The following is a 15,471-nucleotide window of genomic DNA, read 5'->3' as shown; positions in this document are numbered from 1 at the left end:
TGGTCCATGCACGGATCGTAGGCCCCGCGACCCCTGCACGAACCCTCGACACCGAATAGTTCGTTGACGAATAATTCTTTGGCGAACTACATTGTCGGCCATGGCTGATCCACTCCACGGCCGCGACTTCCGCCTGCTCTTCGCCGCGCGCGCCCTGTCCATGACGGGGGACGCGGCGGTGCCCGCGGCGCTCGCGCTGGCCGTCCTGCGGACGACGGGCTCCACGTCCGCGCTCGCGCTCGTCCTGGGCTGCGCGATGGTGCCACGCCTGCTCCTGCTCCCGATCGGCGGCGTCATCGCGGACCGGTTCAACGCCCGCACCGTCGCCCTCGTCACCGACCTGGTCGGATGCGCCGCCCAGCTCTTCGCCGGGCTCGAGCTGCTCAGCGGGCAGGTCGAGCTGTGGCATCTCGCCGTCGCACAGGTGATCGGGGGGACGGCATCGGCGTTCCAGACTCCCACCATCTCGCCACTGGTCGCTGGCACCGTTGACCCCGCCGGTCTGCACAGGGCCAACTCGCTACTGGGCGCGACGAACGGCGCCACCCGCCTGATCGGCCCCGCCCTGGCCGGGACGTTCGTGCTGACCATCGGCCCTGGCTGGACGTTCGTTCTCGACTCCGCCTCGTTCGCTCTCAGCGGCGCCCTGCTCGCGGCGACCCGCGTCCGGCACGTGCCACTTCCGCGCCGCTCGCTCCGCCTGGACCTGGCCGAGGGCTGGTCAGAGGTCCGCTCGCGCGACTGGTACTGGAAGAGCCTGATCGCGCACGCGGTCTGGAACGGTGCATCCGCCGTCCTGCTCACCCTCGGCCCCGCACTCGCGATTGACCGGCTCGGCGGCGAGGGGGTGTGGATCGCCACCGTCCAGGTCGGTGCGATCGGCCTGGTCATGGGCGCACTCCTGGCCGCCCGGATCCGCCCGCGCCGCCCCGTGCTCGTCGCCAACGTGGGCCTCGCCTTGTTCGCGATCCCCCTCGCCTTGCTGGCCATCACCGCGCCGGCGCCCCTCGTCATCGGCACATACGGCCTGGCCCTGATCGGACTGGGCGTCCTCAACCCGCTGTGGGAGACCGTCGTCCAACTGACCGTCCCGCAACAGGCCTTGGCCCGCGTGACCTCCTACGACTGGCTGCTCTCACTCGCCGGCGCACCCGTCGCATACGCCCTGGCCCCGTGGGCGGCGTCGGCCTGGGGACCGTCCACGCCCCTCATGATCGCCGCGTCCCTGGTGGCCGTGAGCTGCCTGGGGACGATCGCCGTCCCCGGCGTCCGCAACCTCCGAATGCCGACCGCCCCAACCCCGCCCATCACCCAAACCCCGACCACACCCCACCCGGCACCAACCCCTTGATCGGCCCCTCTGCACACCCACAGCAACCCGCGAACGACCCCATTGCCCGCTCACGCAACAAGACATCCCGCCATCCACAAGGCGCGGAAACCGAACACGCCCCGTAGCTCCCGCCCCTCCGCCAAGCCCAGCCCCAGACCCGATCCGACCGAGCGAAGACATCCGGACCGTCGAACTCGCCGACGTCCAACAACACAAAACCCGGCCACGACGTGCCAAAAGGGCCGCAAACCCACTCCCACCCTTCCCAAGGCGTCCTCACCCGGCCCGCCTTAGCCAGCAGCCCCCTCCCAACACCTCAGCGGCCCGAAGCCAAACCAACCTGACAGCGCCACCACGTCCCAAACCAACCCGCCCCCAGCCCCCCGCACGGGAGCCACCCCCACCCGCCACCGCCTGACAAGGTCGATCAGCCACCATCGGCGCACGTCATCGCGCCACACCCACCCCAAAACAAGCGACTGGCCACCTCGCCCACCGCCAAGCCAACCAACCAGGCCAACCAGCCCCACTCAAACAAGCACGAACACAAGGGGCCTACCGTCACCCCTCAGCCAGGCCTGCCTCCTAGCCCCAACTCAGCTTTGCCCACTCTCCCCCTCCCCGCCGGAAATACCGCGCGGTTGGTCGGCGGACGGACCAGAGACCTCCGGCGGCTGCTCGGTCGAGCCGATCCCGTGCTGCGACTTGTGCTTGGGCTCGTCCAGTCCGATGACGGGCGGAACATCGTCCGTCGACTCCAGCGTGGAAGGAGTTTCCGCCGCCTTGGCCAGTTCCTCCTCCGCCTTGGCGAGCCGCTCACCAAGCCCCGGCTTGTCCTCGCCGCCCTCGCCGGACCCGGAAGCGCCAGACTGGGCGCCTCCCCCGACCGCGCGGTCGAAGAAGCGCAGGATCTCGACGGGCAGCGGCATGACCAGAGTGCTGTTCTTCTCCGCGGACACCTCCACGACCGTCTGTAGCAGCCGCAACTGAAGGGCCGCCGGGTCCTGCGACATGATCTCCGCGGCCGCCGCGAGACGCTTGGACGCCTGGAACTCGCCGTCGGCGGTGATGATGCGGGCACGCCGCTCGCGTTCCGCCTCCGCCTGCCGCGCCATGGACCGCTTCATGCCCTCGGGCAGCGACACGTCCTTGATCTCGACCCGCTCGATCAGCAGGCCCCACGGGTCCTGGGTGATCTCGTCGATGATCCCGCGCAGCCGGAGGTTGATCTTCTCGCGCTCGCCGAGGAGCTCCTGCATGTCGGCCTGGCCGATGACGGACCGCAGCGACGTCTGCGCCACCTGCGAGACCGCGTATCCGTAGTTCTGGACGTTGACGATCGCCTTCACGGGATCGACCACCCGGAAGTACACGACGGCGTCGACGCGGACGCTCACGTTGTCCTGGGTGATGCCCTCCTGGGCGGGCACTCCCATCGTGACCGTCTGCTGGTTGACCTTCTGCATGCGCTCGGCGATCGGAATGATCATCGTCAGCCCGGGGGTGCGAACCGCTCCCGGACGCAACTGCCCGCGCCGCTGCACCTGCCCGAACCGGAACACGATCCCGTGCTCGAACTGCTGGACGACCCGGAGCGACGACGCCATCGTGAGCAATCCGCCCACGACCACGACGAGCAAGATGACTAGGGCTACCGCTTCCATCACGGGCACCTCTCTGTACAGAGCGCCTGAGCCCCGAGGGCCCAGGACGGACCCGGCCCAAAGACCGGCCCCGCACTTCCAGCTAACCGCGCGGACACGCTCAAAACAACGGCCCTGACGACCGTGTCAGGGATCACTTGCACCATGGCGGACGCCCTCTAAAGTCCTTGCCGAGTGAACGATATGGTCGTACAGGTGAGCGCGAGAGACACCGACTGGGACGGCGTGCGCCTGCACGTCGTCACCGGCAAGGGCGGCACCGGCAAGACCACCGTCGCCGCCGCACTCGCCCTGGCCCTGGCCGCCGGCGGTGGCAAGGTCCTGCTGGTCGAGGTCGAGGGCCGCCAGGGCATCGCCCAGCTCTTCGACTGCCCGCCGCTCCCGTACGGCGAACGACGGGTCGCCGTCGCCCCCGACGGCGGGGACGTCTACGCGCTCGCCGTCGACACCGAAGAGGCACTCCTCGAATACCTGGAGATGTTCTACAGCCTCAAGCGCGCCGGAAAGGCGATGACCAAGCTCGGCATCGTCGACTTCGTCACCACCATCGCCCCCGGCCTGCGCGACGTGATCCTCACGGGCAAGACCAGCGAGTCCGTCCGCCGCAAGAAGAAGGACGGCTCCTTCATCTACGACGCCGTCGTCATGGACGCCCCGCCCACGGGACGCATCACGAAGTTCCTGAACGTCAACGACGAGGTGTCCGGCCTCGCGAAGGTGGGCCCGGTCCGCAACCACGCCGACACCGTGATGAAGGTGCTCCGCAGCCCCGAGACCGCCGTGCATTTCGTCACGCTCCTGGAGGAGATGCCCGTCCAGGAGGCGATGGACGGCATCCACGACCTCACCGAGGTCGGCCTGCCCATCGGCGGCGTGATCGTCAATATGGAACATCCTTCCGTCCTCTCCGAAGAAGACCTCGCCGCGGCCGCCGCCGGCACCCTCGACACCGACGAGATCCTGCGCGGTGTCAAGGCCGCCGGCCTGGAACACGACGCCGAACCGATCGCCGCCGTCCTGGCCGCCGAGGCCGTCGAACACGCCCGTCGCACCGCCCTCCAACGCCGCGAAAAAGAGCGTCTGGAGTTGATCGACCGCCCCCGCTACACCCTCCCCCTCCTCTCTGACGGCATGGACCTGGCCGGCCTCTACGACCTGGCCGCCGCCCTACGCGCCCAAGGCGCCGCATGACCCCGCCCACCACCCCCGTCGCCCTCCACATGCCGCCCCCCAAACCCCCCACTGCCCCACATCCGACGGCCGCCAAAACCTGCACAACCCCCGCCCACCCCCACGGGCGCGCCCCCGACGCAGCGAAGCAGTCCAGGATTACGGCTGGGCCCATCGTCCCGCCCACCCCCCACATGCGCGCCCCCGACCTCATCACCCCTCCGAGTCCGTGCCCCCGCGGCAACGCTTCAGGGCACATCATGACCAGGCGCGCCTCCCCACCGGCCGCCTCTGACGCCGCACCTCACGCCCTCGCAGGCACCCCAGAGCCCGTGGCCCACGCTGCCCACAGCGGCACGTCACCGACCACCACCACCCGACGTACCACCACATCAGGCACCCCTGCCGCTGGCCGCCACAGCAACAGCCACCGCCGATCCCGTCGCGTCATCCGCGTCACCATCACCCCGCGCGCCTCCCTCCCAAGCGGCCCTGTCGCCAGCCCCTACGGCCTTGCACACACCCCGAAGCTTGTGGCCGACGCTGCCCGCAGCCACGCTTCAGAGCACACGAGGACCAGACGCCCCTCCCCGCCAAACGCCCCTGGCGCCGCGCGCCACGGCCTCGTGTGCATCTCAATGCCTGTTGAACAGGCTTCCCGCAGCGAAGTTGCAGCGACTACCAATCGGCGCACCTCCTTGCCAGGCGGCCCGGGCGCTGGCCGCCACAGCAGCACCCGTCGGCGACTCCCTCGCGTCATCTGCGTCACCGCAACCGGACGCACCTCCTTGCCAGGCGGCCCGGGTGCTGGCCGTCAAAGCAGCACCCGTCGGCGACTCCCTGGCGTCATCTGCGTCACCGCAACCGGACGCACCTCCTTGCCAGGCGTTCCTGATGCGAGCCGTCACAGCCTCGGGCACACCCCAGAGCTTGTGGTTCACGCTGGCCGCAGGGACTCTTCAGGTGTGTCCGGTGGGAGGCTCGGTGTGATGCCTTTCGCCGGAGCGGTGTCACGAACGGGGGAGACGAACCGATGAGCTCGACCGGCAAGACCCCGCCCGCGTTGAACGTGGACGCGTTGCTCGACGACCCGCGCACGAAGATCATCGTGTGCTGCGGTTCCGGTGGCGTGGGCAAGACCACCACCGCCGCGGCCCTCGGTGTCCGGGCCGCCGAGCGGGGACGTGACGTGGTCGTCCTCACCGTGGACCCGGCCCGCCGGCTCGCGCAGTCGATGGGCCTGTCCGAGCTGGACAACAACCCGCGCAAGATCGAGATCGAGGGCAACGGCGAGCTGCACGCCATGATGCTCGACATGAAGCGCACCTTCGACGAGATCGTCGAAGCCCACGCCGACCCTGACCGGGCCAAGCAGATCCTCGCGAACCCCTTCTACCAGTCGCTCTCCTCCAGTCTGTCCGGCACGCAGGAATACATGGCGATGGAGAAGCTCGGCCAGCTCCACCGCTCCGGCGCCTGGGACCTGATCATCGTCGACACCCCGCCGTCCAGGAACGCCCTGGACTTTCTGGACGCACCCGAGCGAATGGGCCGCTTCCTCGACGGCCGCTTCATGAAGATCCTCGCCGCCCCCGCCAAGACCGGCGGCCGCTTCGGCGTCAAGGTCCTCAGTGCCGGGTTCGGCATGTTCACCGGTGTGATCAACAAAGTGCTCGGCGTCCAGCTACTCCGGGACGTGCAGACCTTCGTCGCCGCCTTCGACACGATGTTCGGTGGTTTCCGCGAGCGCGCCGAGAAGACGTTCAAGCTGCTCCAGACCCCCGGCACCGCTTTCCTCGTCGTGGCGGCCCCCGAGCCGGACGCGCTCCGGGAGGCCTCCTACTTCGTGGAACGCCTCGCCGAGGAGCGCATGCCGCTCGCCGGGCTCGTCGTCAACCGTGTCCACGAGTCCGCGGACGGCAGCCCGTCCGCGGCCCGCAGCCAGGCCGCCGCCGAGACACTGGAGGAGCGCGGCGAACACAAGCTGACCGCCGCCCTGCTACGCCTGCACACCGACCGCATGCAGTTGACGGCTCGGGAGGAGCGGCTCCGCGACCACTTCGCGTCCACGCACCCGACCGTTCCGGTCACCGCCGTCCCTGCCCAGGCCGAGGACGTTCACGACCTCGACGGCCTGCGCAGAGTCGGCGAAGACCTAGCCGCCCCCAGCACCCGCACCGCTGCATGAACCTCGTCGCATCATCACTTCCTCCTTTCGTTGTTTGACCACCACCATGGTCGGCCATCCGTCCAGACGAGGTAAGTCGAACGGGGTTCTGTGGATAACTCGTGGGGAGACAGGGCTGGTGTCTTCATCTTCGGGCAGTGCCGTTCTTCCAGGTAGAGACGTAGTTTGCCCATCCCGGTCCAGGTCAACGACACTGAGCCGAGTGCATCCACATTGCTGTGGATAACTCCTAGGCGGGCCGCCGCCCTCTGGCCGTGCCCAAGCTCGGGTGCCAGCCCGGCAGGACGTCGCGATGTACTGCTGCCACTGCTTCACGCGGACAGCTGACCAACCTCAGCGCCCTGCGACCCGTCCAAGACACGCGCGAGCCCTTCAGGACACGCACCGCCCTAGAGCGCAGGTCAACGTCGCATGTCAGAGGCACGTCGGCCTCCTGCCGCAGGACCTGGGCCGTGCAGGTGGGCCCTCGGCCGTCGCGCGAGTGCGTTTGGGGCCGGTGAGGCGATGTCGGAGACAAGGCCATGGGAACTGATCGCGACAAGTTGGCGCGCTCGACACGGTGCATGGCCACGACCCGAGCTGCCAGGCGCGAGCATTGGTCGGGATCTGGCGAACACAGCCGCCAAGCGCGCCGTGGGCCTGGGACCTTGCGGCTCTGTCCAGCCGGAGATCCTCAGCGGACCCCCGTCCAGCCGCCGCGCAATCTGAGCACTGACGCTGCCGTACAAGAGGGTTGACCTGCGGAAATACACAACCGCAACGCTGATCAGCGTGACCTCGCTTCGCAGGCACCGCTGATGTTCATGCGGGCGCAGTCTCGGCCCCTACTCGTAACTGGTCCGCTTAGGGAGCATTACTTGGCTGTTGCGGACGTATGTCCGAGGCGGTTGCCGGGCGCCGGCCGGGCTGGAATCGCGTGCTACAGCGCATCGAGCCTGCAACGAACGGGCTGACCGAGCCGATCGCAGCACACCAATCCTCAAGACCGGGACGGCGTCGGCGTCTCTCCCCGGCTCACACACAAGATGTTCTGAGCCTCACCAGCGGTTCAAAGCCCCGAGCTCACTACCTCCAGCCGGACTTGGGTCGGACCGTATCCCTACCGAAGCGTGTCCGAAATCGTTCCACCTGTCCGGCCAATGATCACCCAACGTCGCAATGGGATGACGTTGAGCAGTGCAGGCTACGTCTGGCGCGCGCAGCAGCAGGCCCGCACCCAACCAACGGTGCAGGCCCGCGGCCACGCTTCTTTAAGCCCTTGCCCCAAAGATCTTGTCCAGCCCAGAGACCTCCGCCGGACGGAGCATCTCCCGCCACCCGGCTACAGCGATCACCCGGACGAACCGAACCGACTCATCAAGCCGACCATCCGAACGAGTCAACCACTCGAAACGGATCAACCACCCGAACGGGTCAGCTGGCGACGAGTTCCTGCTCCTCGATGTCCACCGATCGTTCGTACTCGTCCTTGGCGGTCTCTAGCAACTCGCGCCACGATTTCACGTCCGGCCGCCGACGCAGCAGCGCGCGGCGCTCCCGCTCGGTCATCCCGCCCCAGACTCCGAACTCGATCCGGTTGTCGAGGGCGTCGGCAAGACACTCCGTGCGCACTGGGCAGCCGCGGCAGATGAGCTTGGCTCGGTTCTGCGCGGCGCCCTGCACGAACAGGGCGTCCGGATCCGCGTTACGGCAGGCGGCGCGGGCGGTCCAATCCGTGATCCACATCTTGGCCCCACTCCCCTAGGGTCTGTGTCGATTTGCGCTCCTTGGCCGGACGGGCGCGGACGTCAGGCCGCCAAACGAAAGCCGTGGGGAAGAACTTACGGAAGCGAGGGACGATTCAACAGTCCCCGATGGGCCCATTCTCGATATAGCCCACCGGGGCCATACCGCCGGAACGGACTAGTTACCTGTAGTTGACGCGCCAGACATGGCGCAGGTTGTCACGATGGGGACAGAACGGACGGCCGGCCGCCGATCCGATGTCGCCCACGGGGGACCTGTCCCGAATGCACTGCTCGTCCCGCGTACTCTAGACCCCGTGCGCGTTGCGAAATCAGATCGGGGTAAGGCCCTATCCACGCTGTTCAGGCTGCTGGGTGCGGGTGTCGTCGCGGGCGTCCTGGTCGCGTTCATCGCGTTGCCGGGTGTCGGCAGCGCGGGACTGAGCGCGCGCGACGCGGCGAACAACTTCGAGGACATGGACAGCCGGCTCAAGACGACACCGCCGTCCGAGAAGACGGTGATGTACGACGCCGGGGGCAAGCCGGTCGCCACGTTCTTCGACAAGTACCGCGAGTCCGTCCGGCTCGACCAGGTCGCGCCCATCATGCGCACGGCGATGATCGACATTGAGGACTCGCGCTTCTACGAGCACGGCGCGCTCGACCTGAAGGGCACCATCCGCGCGCTGGCGTCCAATGTCGAATCCGAGCAGACGCAGGGCGGTTCGACGCTCACCCAGCAGTACGTCAAGAACCTCCTGGTCGACAGCGCGACGACGCAGGAGGAGTACCGCGAGGTCACCGCGCCCACCCTCGGACGCAAGCTCCGCGAGCTGCGCTACGCGCTTGACCTCGAGCAGCGGATGACCAAGGACCAGATCCTTGAGGGCTACATGAATGTGGCCTACTTCAGCGCCGGCGCCTACGGCGTGCAGGCCGCGTCCAAGCGCTACTTCAGCAAGCCGGCGTCCAAGCTCAGTCTCGGTGAGGCCGCGCTGCTGGCGGGCATCACCCAGAACCCCTCCGCGTACGACCCCATCCGCAACCCGACGGACGCGCGCAAGAGGCGTGACACCGTCCTGTACCGGATGGTGCAGCTCAAGCACATCACCAAGGCCCAGGCCGACCAGGAGGCCGCCAAGCCGATCCAGCTGAACCGGACCGACCCGGTCGGCGGATGTGAGACGAGCAAGGCGCCGTACTTCTGCGAGTACGTGAAGTACGACATGCTCAACATCCTGTCGGACGGCAAGTACTGGGAGATGGAGCCGAAGCAGCGGCAGAACGTGGTCAACAAGCTCAATCGCGGCGGATACACGATTCGCACCACGTTGGACATGGACGACCAGCGCGCGGTCGACCAGGCCCTGCGCGGCACCGTCCAGCCCACCGGGAACCGCGTCGGCGCGGAGGCGATGGTCGAGCCCGGCACCGGCAAGGTCCGCGCGATCGGGCTGAGCAAGGAGTTCGGCGCAGGCAAGGGCAAGACCACGATCAACCTCCCGGCGGACGCGCAGCACGGCGGCGGCAACGGCGTGTCCGCGGGATCGACGTTCAAGACCTTCACGCTGGCGGAGGCGCTCGACCAGGGCGTACCGGTCAGCACCAACATCAACTCGCCGCAGACGACGAGCGTCAACGGCTTCGCCCCCTGCAAGTACACCGGGACGTACCAGGGCAAGAAGTACGACAACGACATGGCGGGCGGCGGCAACTGGACGCTGTCCAACGCGGGTGACAGCGAGGCCGGCAACTTCAACCTCAAGACCGCCACCTGGCACTCGGTCAACACGTTCTACGCCCAGCTCGAGAAGCGCGTCGGCGTCTGCAACGCCGTCAAGATGGCCGAGAAGTTCGGTATGAAGCAGGGCAACGGGAACGCGCTGTACCCGGCTCCGTCCCAGGTCCTCGGCACCAACGACATCGACATGGTGCACCTCGCCGCCGCCTACGCGGGCTTCGCGGCGCGCGGCAAGTACTGCGAGCCCATTTCGGTGACCGAGGTGATCGACTCCGACGGCAAGCGCCTCAAACTGCCTAAACAGGACTGTCACCAGGCCGTGGACACGGCCGTCGCCGACAAGGTGAACGGCATCCTCCAGGGCGTCCTGACCAAGGGAACCGCGTCGGGCCGTAGCCTCGGACGTCCGGCCGCCGGCAAGACCGGCACCTGCGAGGAGTTCACCTGCGCGGTCTTCGCCGGGTACACCCCGACGCTCGCCGCCGCCACCGCCTACTGGGACTTCCGCGGCCCCTGGCAGTACAAGGTCTACGGCGTATACGGCGCGGACATTCCCGGCGGAATGTGGCAGCAGAGCATGCGCAACGCCCTGTCCGGGACGCCCGCGCCCGGCTTCAACACCCCGTCCCGCGACTTCGGCGACACCACCAGCGTCCCGAAGGTGAAGGGCATGTCGGTCGCCGCCGCGACCGCCAAGCTGAAGGCCGCAGACCTCAAGGTCACCGTCGCGTCCGGATCCGTCGACTCCAACCAGCCGAAGGGCTCCGTCGTCTCCACGTCCCCGGACGCGGGCACCGAGGTTCCGCCCGGCACCACCGTGATCCTCTACGTGAGCAGTGGCCGAAAGGGAGGCAGCGGTCGCGACAACGGCCAAACCTCACCGAACTTCGATTGGCCTCGCTGGGGCCAGTAGCCCCTAAGAAGGGCCCGGCCTCCGCCGGGCCCTTCCCTTTTGTCCGCCTCAGAGGCCGCCGTGAACCGGCGGTCGATCAGGTGGCGAGCTGGCGCTTAACCTCCGCGGCGACGCGTCCGCCCTCGGCGCGTCCGGCGATCTTGGGGTTCACGACCTTCATGACCTGGCCCATCGCACGCGGACCAGCCGCGCCCGTCGCCGCGATCGCGTCCGCGACCAGCGCGGTCAGCTCTTCGTCGCCCAGCTGCGCGGGCAGGTACTCCTCCAGCACCGTGCCCTCATCCCGCTCGGCCTGGGCCTGCTCGGTACGGCCCGCGTCATCGAACGCCGCGGCGGCCTCCCGGCGCTTCTTCGCCTCCCGGGTGAGCACCTTGACGACGTCGTCGTCCGACAGCTCGCGGGACTGCTTGCCGGCGACCTCCTCGTTCTTCACCGCCGTGAGCGCCATGCGCAGCGTGCGGGTGCGCACGCCGTCGCGAGCCTTCATGGCGGCGGACAGATCGGTCTCCAGCTTCTCCTTCAGGGCCATGGTGACATCATGCCCGTCCAGACCCAGTTGCCTCATCAGGATTACCGGAGGGTGCCCGTGTCTGGAAGCATGGAGACCTGAGAAGGGAGAACCGTGCGAAAGATCTACACCGTGCCCCTGGGCCTCCTGGGCGCGGGCGCCGCGACCTTCGGGTACGCCTCGGTGATCGAGCGGAACTGGTTCCGCCTCCGCCGCTTCGACGTTCCGGTGTTGCAGCCCGGCCGTCCGCCGGTGAAGATCCTGCACATCTCCGACGCGCACCTCACGCCCGGCCGGTCACGGCTGATCCGCTGGGTGCGGTCCCTGGACGCGCTGGAACCGGACCTCGTGGTCAACACCGGCGACACCCTCTCGCACCGTGACGCGATCGGGCCCTTCCTGGACGCCCTGGGCCCACTCCTCGACCGTCCAGGCGTGTTCGTGTACGGGTCCAACGACCTCTACTCGCCCGTCTTCAAGAACCCCCTTCGCTACATCTGGCGAACCAGCAAGGCCGACTACAAACGGCATCGCCGCGAGCCCGACCTGCCGTACCGCGAGCTCGGCTCCTCCCTCCAGGCCGCCGGCTGGCTCGACCTGAACAACCGGATCGGCCGCCTCAAGGTGGGGGAGCTCGACGTCGAGTTCGGCGGCATCGACGACTCCCACATCAACCGCGACCGCTACGACAAGATCGCCGGTCCGGTCGATCCGCAGGCGGACATCCACCTGGGCGTCATGCATTCCCCTGAGCCCCGCAACCTGGACCGCTTCACCGCCGACGGCTACGACCTGCTCCTCGCGGGCCACACCCACGGCGGCCAGGTCTGCGTCCCCTTCTACGGCGCGCTGGCCACCAACTGCGGCATCGACCGTCCCCGCGTCAAGGGCCTCCACCGGCACCGCGGCTCCTGGCTGCACGTCTCAGCCGGCCTCGGCACATCCCCCACGGCCCCCATGCGCTTCTGCTGCCCTCCCGAAGCCTCCCTCCTCACCCTCGTCCCGCGCTGACCTGGCACGACAAGAGATCAACAACCCTTGAGGTGCCACGAGCAGGCCATCCGCCCGTCCACTCCGCACTGTGACAAAGCAATCACACGCCACCGACAATCAGTGCCGTCAGCCCGTCCCACCTCAAACCGATCCCAAGAACAGCGGCACGACCACCAACTCTGGCCGGATCGCCCTCAGCCCCACCAGAGCCACGAACAAGGGTCGTAACACAGCCCTCCCACCCCACTTCCGCATCACCAACATCAGTCCGCCCTCACGCCGCACACCGGCTCGCCCTCTTCGCCAGCGACAGCCGCCGACCCACCACTTGCAGCGCACCCTGGGTCCCTCACGCGCCGCCATATCCTCCTTCTCGCCCCGACCTGCGGATGGCCCCACCCACCGGCCCCGGACGGAGGCCAGGCCCACCCCACCAGCACCATGATCGGCCGTATGGCCGCAAGCACGCCGATATTGAGGACGCAGCACCCCCGAGCATCCGCTAAAGTGGTCAAGGCGCCGGGAGCACGTACGACTCCCGGGCAGCCACCATCGGGGTGTAGCGCAGCTTGGCAGCGCGCTTCGTTCGGGACGAAGAGGTCGTGGGTTCAAATCCCGCCACCCCGACAGCCGAAACAGCAGGTCAGGGCCGATACTCCCGCCATGGGAGATCGGCCCTGAGTGTTTCTCCGGGGGTCTCTGGAGAAAGCCAGCCTCTCAGCAGCTCGTCCCGGATCTTCACGGCCGAGCGAGGGTGCATGGCCCGGCGTGCTTGCAGCGCCTCTTCCCACATGGCGGTAAGGCCCTTCAACAGGGGTCTCTCATCTTCTGTGTCACGTGGTCATAGCGAGCCTGGACCGACCCGTCGAGATGGCCCATCCGCTCGTCCATGAGCTTGGTGGAGTGTCCAGTGCCCGCATGAGGGTCTTGTGGGTGTGACGGAGCCCATGGGGCGTCAGGCCCGGCGCAATCGGCAGCCAGTTCAACTCTGCCCGGTGGGGCGCGCCCCGGCCACGTGCCAGAACTTCCGGCCAGGACTCAGGGACGAGGGTTACCGCGTGCGCAGATTGCTTTCCGCTCTTGGGGTACCGGCCCGTTGTAGCTGGCTGGAATAGCCAGGTGGCAATACCCGAGTGTCTCCAGTGGCTGCCAGTCTCCTGCGGCGGCGTTACGGACGTATCCAAGGTCGGCGATGGCGGCCCCTACGTTGAGGCGAGTTGGTTCGGCCACCGTGTCGGGACGATGGAGGACGTCGCACACAGTGCCCGTGAGACACCGCGCGACGTGCCACATCGACGAGCTTGGCTCTCGGACTGCGTGCGGCACCGCTGGCTCCGGAAGCCGTAGGCCTTTCCGTGGCAGGTGCACGGATTAGGAGCCGTAAGGGTGAGGTGATCCTTCAGAGCGTGCTTGGGGAAGCGGTTTTGGTGGCGTATCCGGCGATATAGCCCGCTATCGGGCAATCGGTCAGGTCCCCGGAGGTAGTGATGGGCCGCACGCCGATCTGCGCATCCCACCTACGCCCGGGCGTGCGAGGTCGTGGCTCCCGAGGTCGCGTCCGCCGCACTGCCGCATCCGCGCGAAATCGAACTGGACTACGTGGGATCGGTGGCCAACGCGATGAGGGTGCGCGCCCGTACGGTCCCGGCGCCGGTGAAGGCCGTTCTGCTGCGGATTGGGGGGCACTGCGAGAATTCGATGTGCGCCGGACAACTCGATGATGTCAAATGAAAAGGGGGCCCATCTTGAGGACGAGCATGTTCAGGAAATGGCAAAACGAGGGCGTGACCACCCGATCCAGATGAGCGCCCTCTGTGCCAACTGTCATGCCACCAAGACGTGGGGACGAACGGGTGACCGGCTTAGGTAGCTCCTCCTGTGGGAGGCTAGGGTCCGCCACAATGCTTGGGTGGCTCAAGGATGATGCGTTCGGTGCCTAAAGGGATGCTGGTGGGTCAGGGTTTGGGGATGTAGACCTCTATTGTTTTGTTTTTTTGGCGGATTGCTAGGCGGGGGAGGGCGGGGATCGGGGCTTTCATGCGGTGGTGGAGTACGGTGCCGTCGGGGGCGAAATGGGCGCCGTGGCAGGGGCAGCGGAGGCCCTTTTCGGGGTGGGGGGTCAGGCGACAGCCCTGGTGGGTGCAGACGCCGGAGACGGCGCGCAGGCGGCCGTTGCTGCGGGTCACGAAGCCGTCGATGCCGCTGGCGGTGAAGCCGTGGACGGCGCCTTCGGGGAGGTCGGCGGCGGCCACGACGGGGTGCCAGACGCCCAGGTCAGGGGTCAGTTGGCCACCGGCCATGGTGGGCGGGTCGTCGGAGGACGCTCGTCCGGCGAAGACGCCGGCGACGGCTCCCGCCAGCGCGCCGACGGCGCCGCCCAGGAGGAGGCGGCGGCGGGCCGGGGCGGGGGACGGGGTGGGTGGTTCGGCCAGGTCATGGGCCAGGCGGCGGTGCAGGGCGGCGATGAACTCCTCGCTAGGGGCATCTGAGCCGGGGCGGGTCGCGCGCAGGTCGATGGCCACCCGTAGCGCTTCCGCGTCGGCGTCGTCGGGCCGAAACGGCCGGGGGCGGCGGCCGGACAGCAGCGCCTCGACGAAACGGGGCAGTCCTCTCATGGTCACCCTCATCCCTAAAGGCTTGGGTCGTCGCGGGCCAGTTCTGCTGCGAGACGTAAGGCGCGGTGTTGGATCACTTTGACGTTGCCGATTGTGATTCCTAGTTCGGCCGCCGTCTGGCGGATTGTGCAGGAATGTAGGAAGCGTAGTTCGAGGACGCGCCTGTAGCGTTCGGGTAGTGCGGCCAGCAGCCGTTCGACGCGTCCTTGGGAGCTCTCGGTCTCCGGGGGCAGTTCGTCGCCGATGGCTATTTGTTCCAGGTCGATGCTGGTGATCTCGTGTCCGAGGGTGCGCTTCCAGTGCGCGGCGAGGACGGTGCGGGCGGTGGCCAGCAGATAGGCGCGGACCTCGCCGACGGTCGCCGAGACCCGCAGCGGGCGCAGGGCGGTCAGGAACACCTCGGCGGTCAGATCCTCGGCGTCGGGACGGTTGCCGACCTTGGAGAACATCAGCCGGTAGATGCGGTCGACGTTGTGGAGGTAGATCGCCTCCCAGTTCGCATAGGTGTCCGCCTGGACGAGATGCAGCGGCGCCCGGCCGTCGGGCGGCGTCGCGGCCGGTTCGGCTGGTTTGCGTCGTACTGGGTTCCAGCGGCGCATGACGATCCTTTCCGCCGTTTCTT

At 67.9% G+C, this 15,471-nt stretch carries 11 protein-coding genes and 1 tRNA gene; 7 read left to right on the top strand and 5 right to left on the bottom strand.

Features of this window, described 5'->3' with window-relative positions; translation table 11 throughout:
• Positions 1-100 precede the first annotated feature (100 nt).
• On the top strand, positions 101-1,351 hold the full coding sequence (locus K2F47_RS27725) for an MFS transporter (RefSeq protein WP_242908432.1): 1,251 nt from the start codon (positions 101-103) through the stop codon (positions 1,349-1,351).
• A gap of 578 nt (positions 1,352-1,929) precedes the next feature.
• Here the strand turns inward: K2F47_RS27725 and K2F47_RS27720 are convergent.
• The gene (locus tag K2F47_RS27720) at positions 1,930-2,997 is read right to left on the bottom strand and encodes a slipin family protein (protein ID WP_242908430.1); all 1,068 of its coding nucleotides are present in this window, start codon (positions 2,995-2,997) and stop codon (positions 1,930-1,932) included.
• 195 nt (positions 2,998-3,192) lie between these two features.
• Here K2F47_RS27720 and bagA point away from each other — a divergent pair, with 195 nt between their 5' ends.
• Both bagA and bagB read left to right on the top strand, forming a co-directional pair.
• Positions 3,193-4,188, top strand: a complete 996-nt coding sequence (gene bagA / locus K2F47_RS27715; RefSeq protein WP_242908428.1) for an ATPase BagA — start codon at positions 3,193-3,195, stop codon at positions 4,186-4,188.
• A 1,012-nt stretch (positions 4,189-5,200) separates the two neighbouring features.
• Positions 5,201-6,355, top strand: coding sequence for an ATPase BagB (gene bagB, locus K2F47_RS27710; protein ID WP_242908426.1), 1,155 nt, complete (start codon positions 5,201-5,203; stop codon positions 6,353-6,355).
• 1,413 nt (positions 6,356-7,768) lie between these two features.
• On the opposite strand, the gene K2F47_RS27705 is transcribed toward bagB, so the two are convergent.
• The gene (locus tag K2F47_RS27705) at positions 7,769-8,080 is read right to left on the bottom strand and encodes a WhiB family transcriptional regulator (RefSeq protein ID WP_156217217.1); all 312 of its coding nucleotides are present in this window, start codon (positions 8,078-8,080) and stop codon (positions 7,769-7,771) included.
• Between the two features lie 316 nt (positions 8,081-8,396).
• Between K2F47_RS27705 and K2F47_RS27700 the strand changes: the two genes are divergently transcribed.
• Positions 8,397-10,733, top strand: a complete 2,337-nt coding sequence (locus K2F47_RS27700) for a penicillin-binding protein (protein ID WP_242908425.1) — start codon at positions 8,397-8,399, stop codon at positions 10,731-10,733.
• Positions 10,734-10,809: 76 nt separating this feature from the next.
• Here the strand turns inward: K2F47_RS27700 and K2F47_RS27695 are convergent, their stop codons facing one another.
• Complete coding sequence (locus K2F47_RS27695; protein WP_242908424.1) at positions 10,810-11,298, bottom strand: GatB/YqeY domain-containing protein; 489 nt, start codon at positions 11,296-11,298, stop codon at positions 10,810-10,812.
• Between the two features lie 57 nt (positions 11,299-11,355).
• Here K2F47_RS27695 and K2F47_RS27690 point away from each other — a divergent pair, with 57 nt between their 5' ends.
• The 3 genes from K2F47_RS27690 (at position 11,356) to K2F47_RS27680 (ending at position 13,965) form a co-directional block, all read left to right on the top strand.
• Positions 11,356-12,252, top strand: coding sequence for a metallophosphoesterase (locus K2F47_RS27690; protein ID WP_242908423.1), 897 nt, complete (start codon positions 11,356-11,358; stop codon positions 12,250-12,252).
• A 535-nt stretch (positions 12,253-12,787) separates the two neighbouring features.
• Positions 12,788-12,861: transfer RNA gene (locus K2F47_RS27685), tRNA-Pro, on the top strand.
• 912 nt (positions 12,862-13,773) lie between these two features.
• Entirely contained in the window at positions 13,774-13,965 is a 192-nt protein-coding gene (locus K2F47_RS27680; protein ID WP_242908421.1) for a hypothetical protein, read from the top strand.
• Between the two features lie 224 nt (positions 13,966-14,189).
• Here the strand turns inward: K2F47_RS27680 and K2F47_RS27675 are convergent, their stop codons facing one another.
• Positions 14,190-14,849: a Rieske (2Fe-2S) protein gene (locus tag K2F47_RS27675; RefSeq protein WP_242908419.1), complete on the bottom strand. Its 660-nt coding sequence runs from the start codon at positions 14,847-14,849 to the stop codon at positions 14,190-14,192.
• 14 nt (positions 14,850-14,863) lie between these two features.
• Positions 14,864-15,448 carry an RNA polymerase sigma factor gene (locus K2F47_RS27670; protein ID WP_242908418.1) on the bottom strand — a complete coding sequence of 195 codons (585 nt, stop codon included), beginning with the start codon at positions 15,446-15,448 and terminating at the stop codon, positions 14,864-14,866.
• Positions 15,449-15,471 lie beyond the last annotated feature (23 nt).

The sequence above is a fragment of the Actinomadura terrae genome, assembly GCF_022751215.1.
Taxonomy (GTDB): Bacteria; Actinomycetota; Actinomycetes; order Streptosporangiales; family Streptosporangiaceae; genus Spirillospora; species Spirillospora terrae.
Note: the sequence above shows the minus strand (reverse complement) of the source record. Positions and strands in the feature narration are given on the sequence as shown.

What these genes read in the sequence shown, in the direction of transcription:
- K2F47_RS27725 (WP_242908432.1), top strand. Translation starts at nt 101, where the DNA reads ATGGCTGATCCACTCCACGGCCGCGACTTCCGCCTGCTCTTCGCCGCG.
- K2F47_RS27720 (WP_242908430.1), bottom strand. Translation starts at nt 2,997, where the DNA reads ATGGAAGCGGTAGCCCTAGTCATCTTGCTCGTCGTGGTCGTGGGCGGA.
- bagB (WP_242908426.1), top strand. Translation starts at nt 5,201, where the DNA reads ATGAGCTCGACCGGCAAGACCCCGCCCGCGTTGAACGTGGACGCGTTG.
- K2F47_RS27705 (WP_156217217.1), bottom strand. Translation starts at nt 8,080, where the DNA reads ATGTGGATCACGGATTGGACCGCCCGCGCCGCCTGCCGTAACGCGGAT.
- K2F47_RS27695 (WP_242908424.1), bottom strand. Translation starts at nt 11,298, where the DNA reads ATGAGGCAACTGGGTCTGGACGGGCATGATGTCACCATGGCCCTGAAG.
- K2F47_RS27675 (WP_242908419.1), bottom strand. Translation starts at nt 14,849, where the DNA reads ATGAGAGGACTGCCCCGTTTCGTCGAGGCGCTGCTGTCCGGCCGCCGC.
- K2F47_RS27670 (WP_242908418.1), bottom strand. Translation starts at nt 15,448, where the DNA reads ATGCGCCGCTGGAACCCAGTACGACGCAAACCAGCCGAACCGGCCGCG.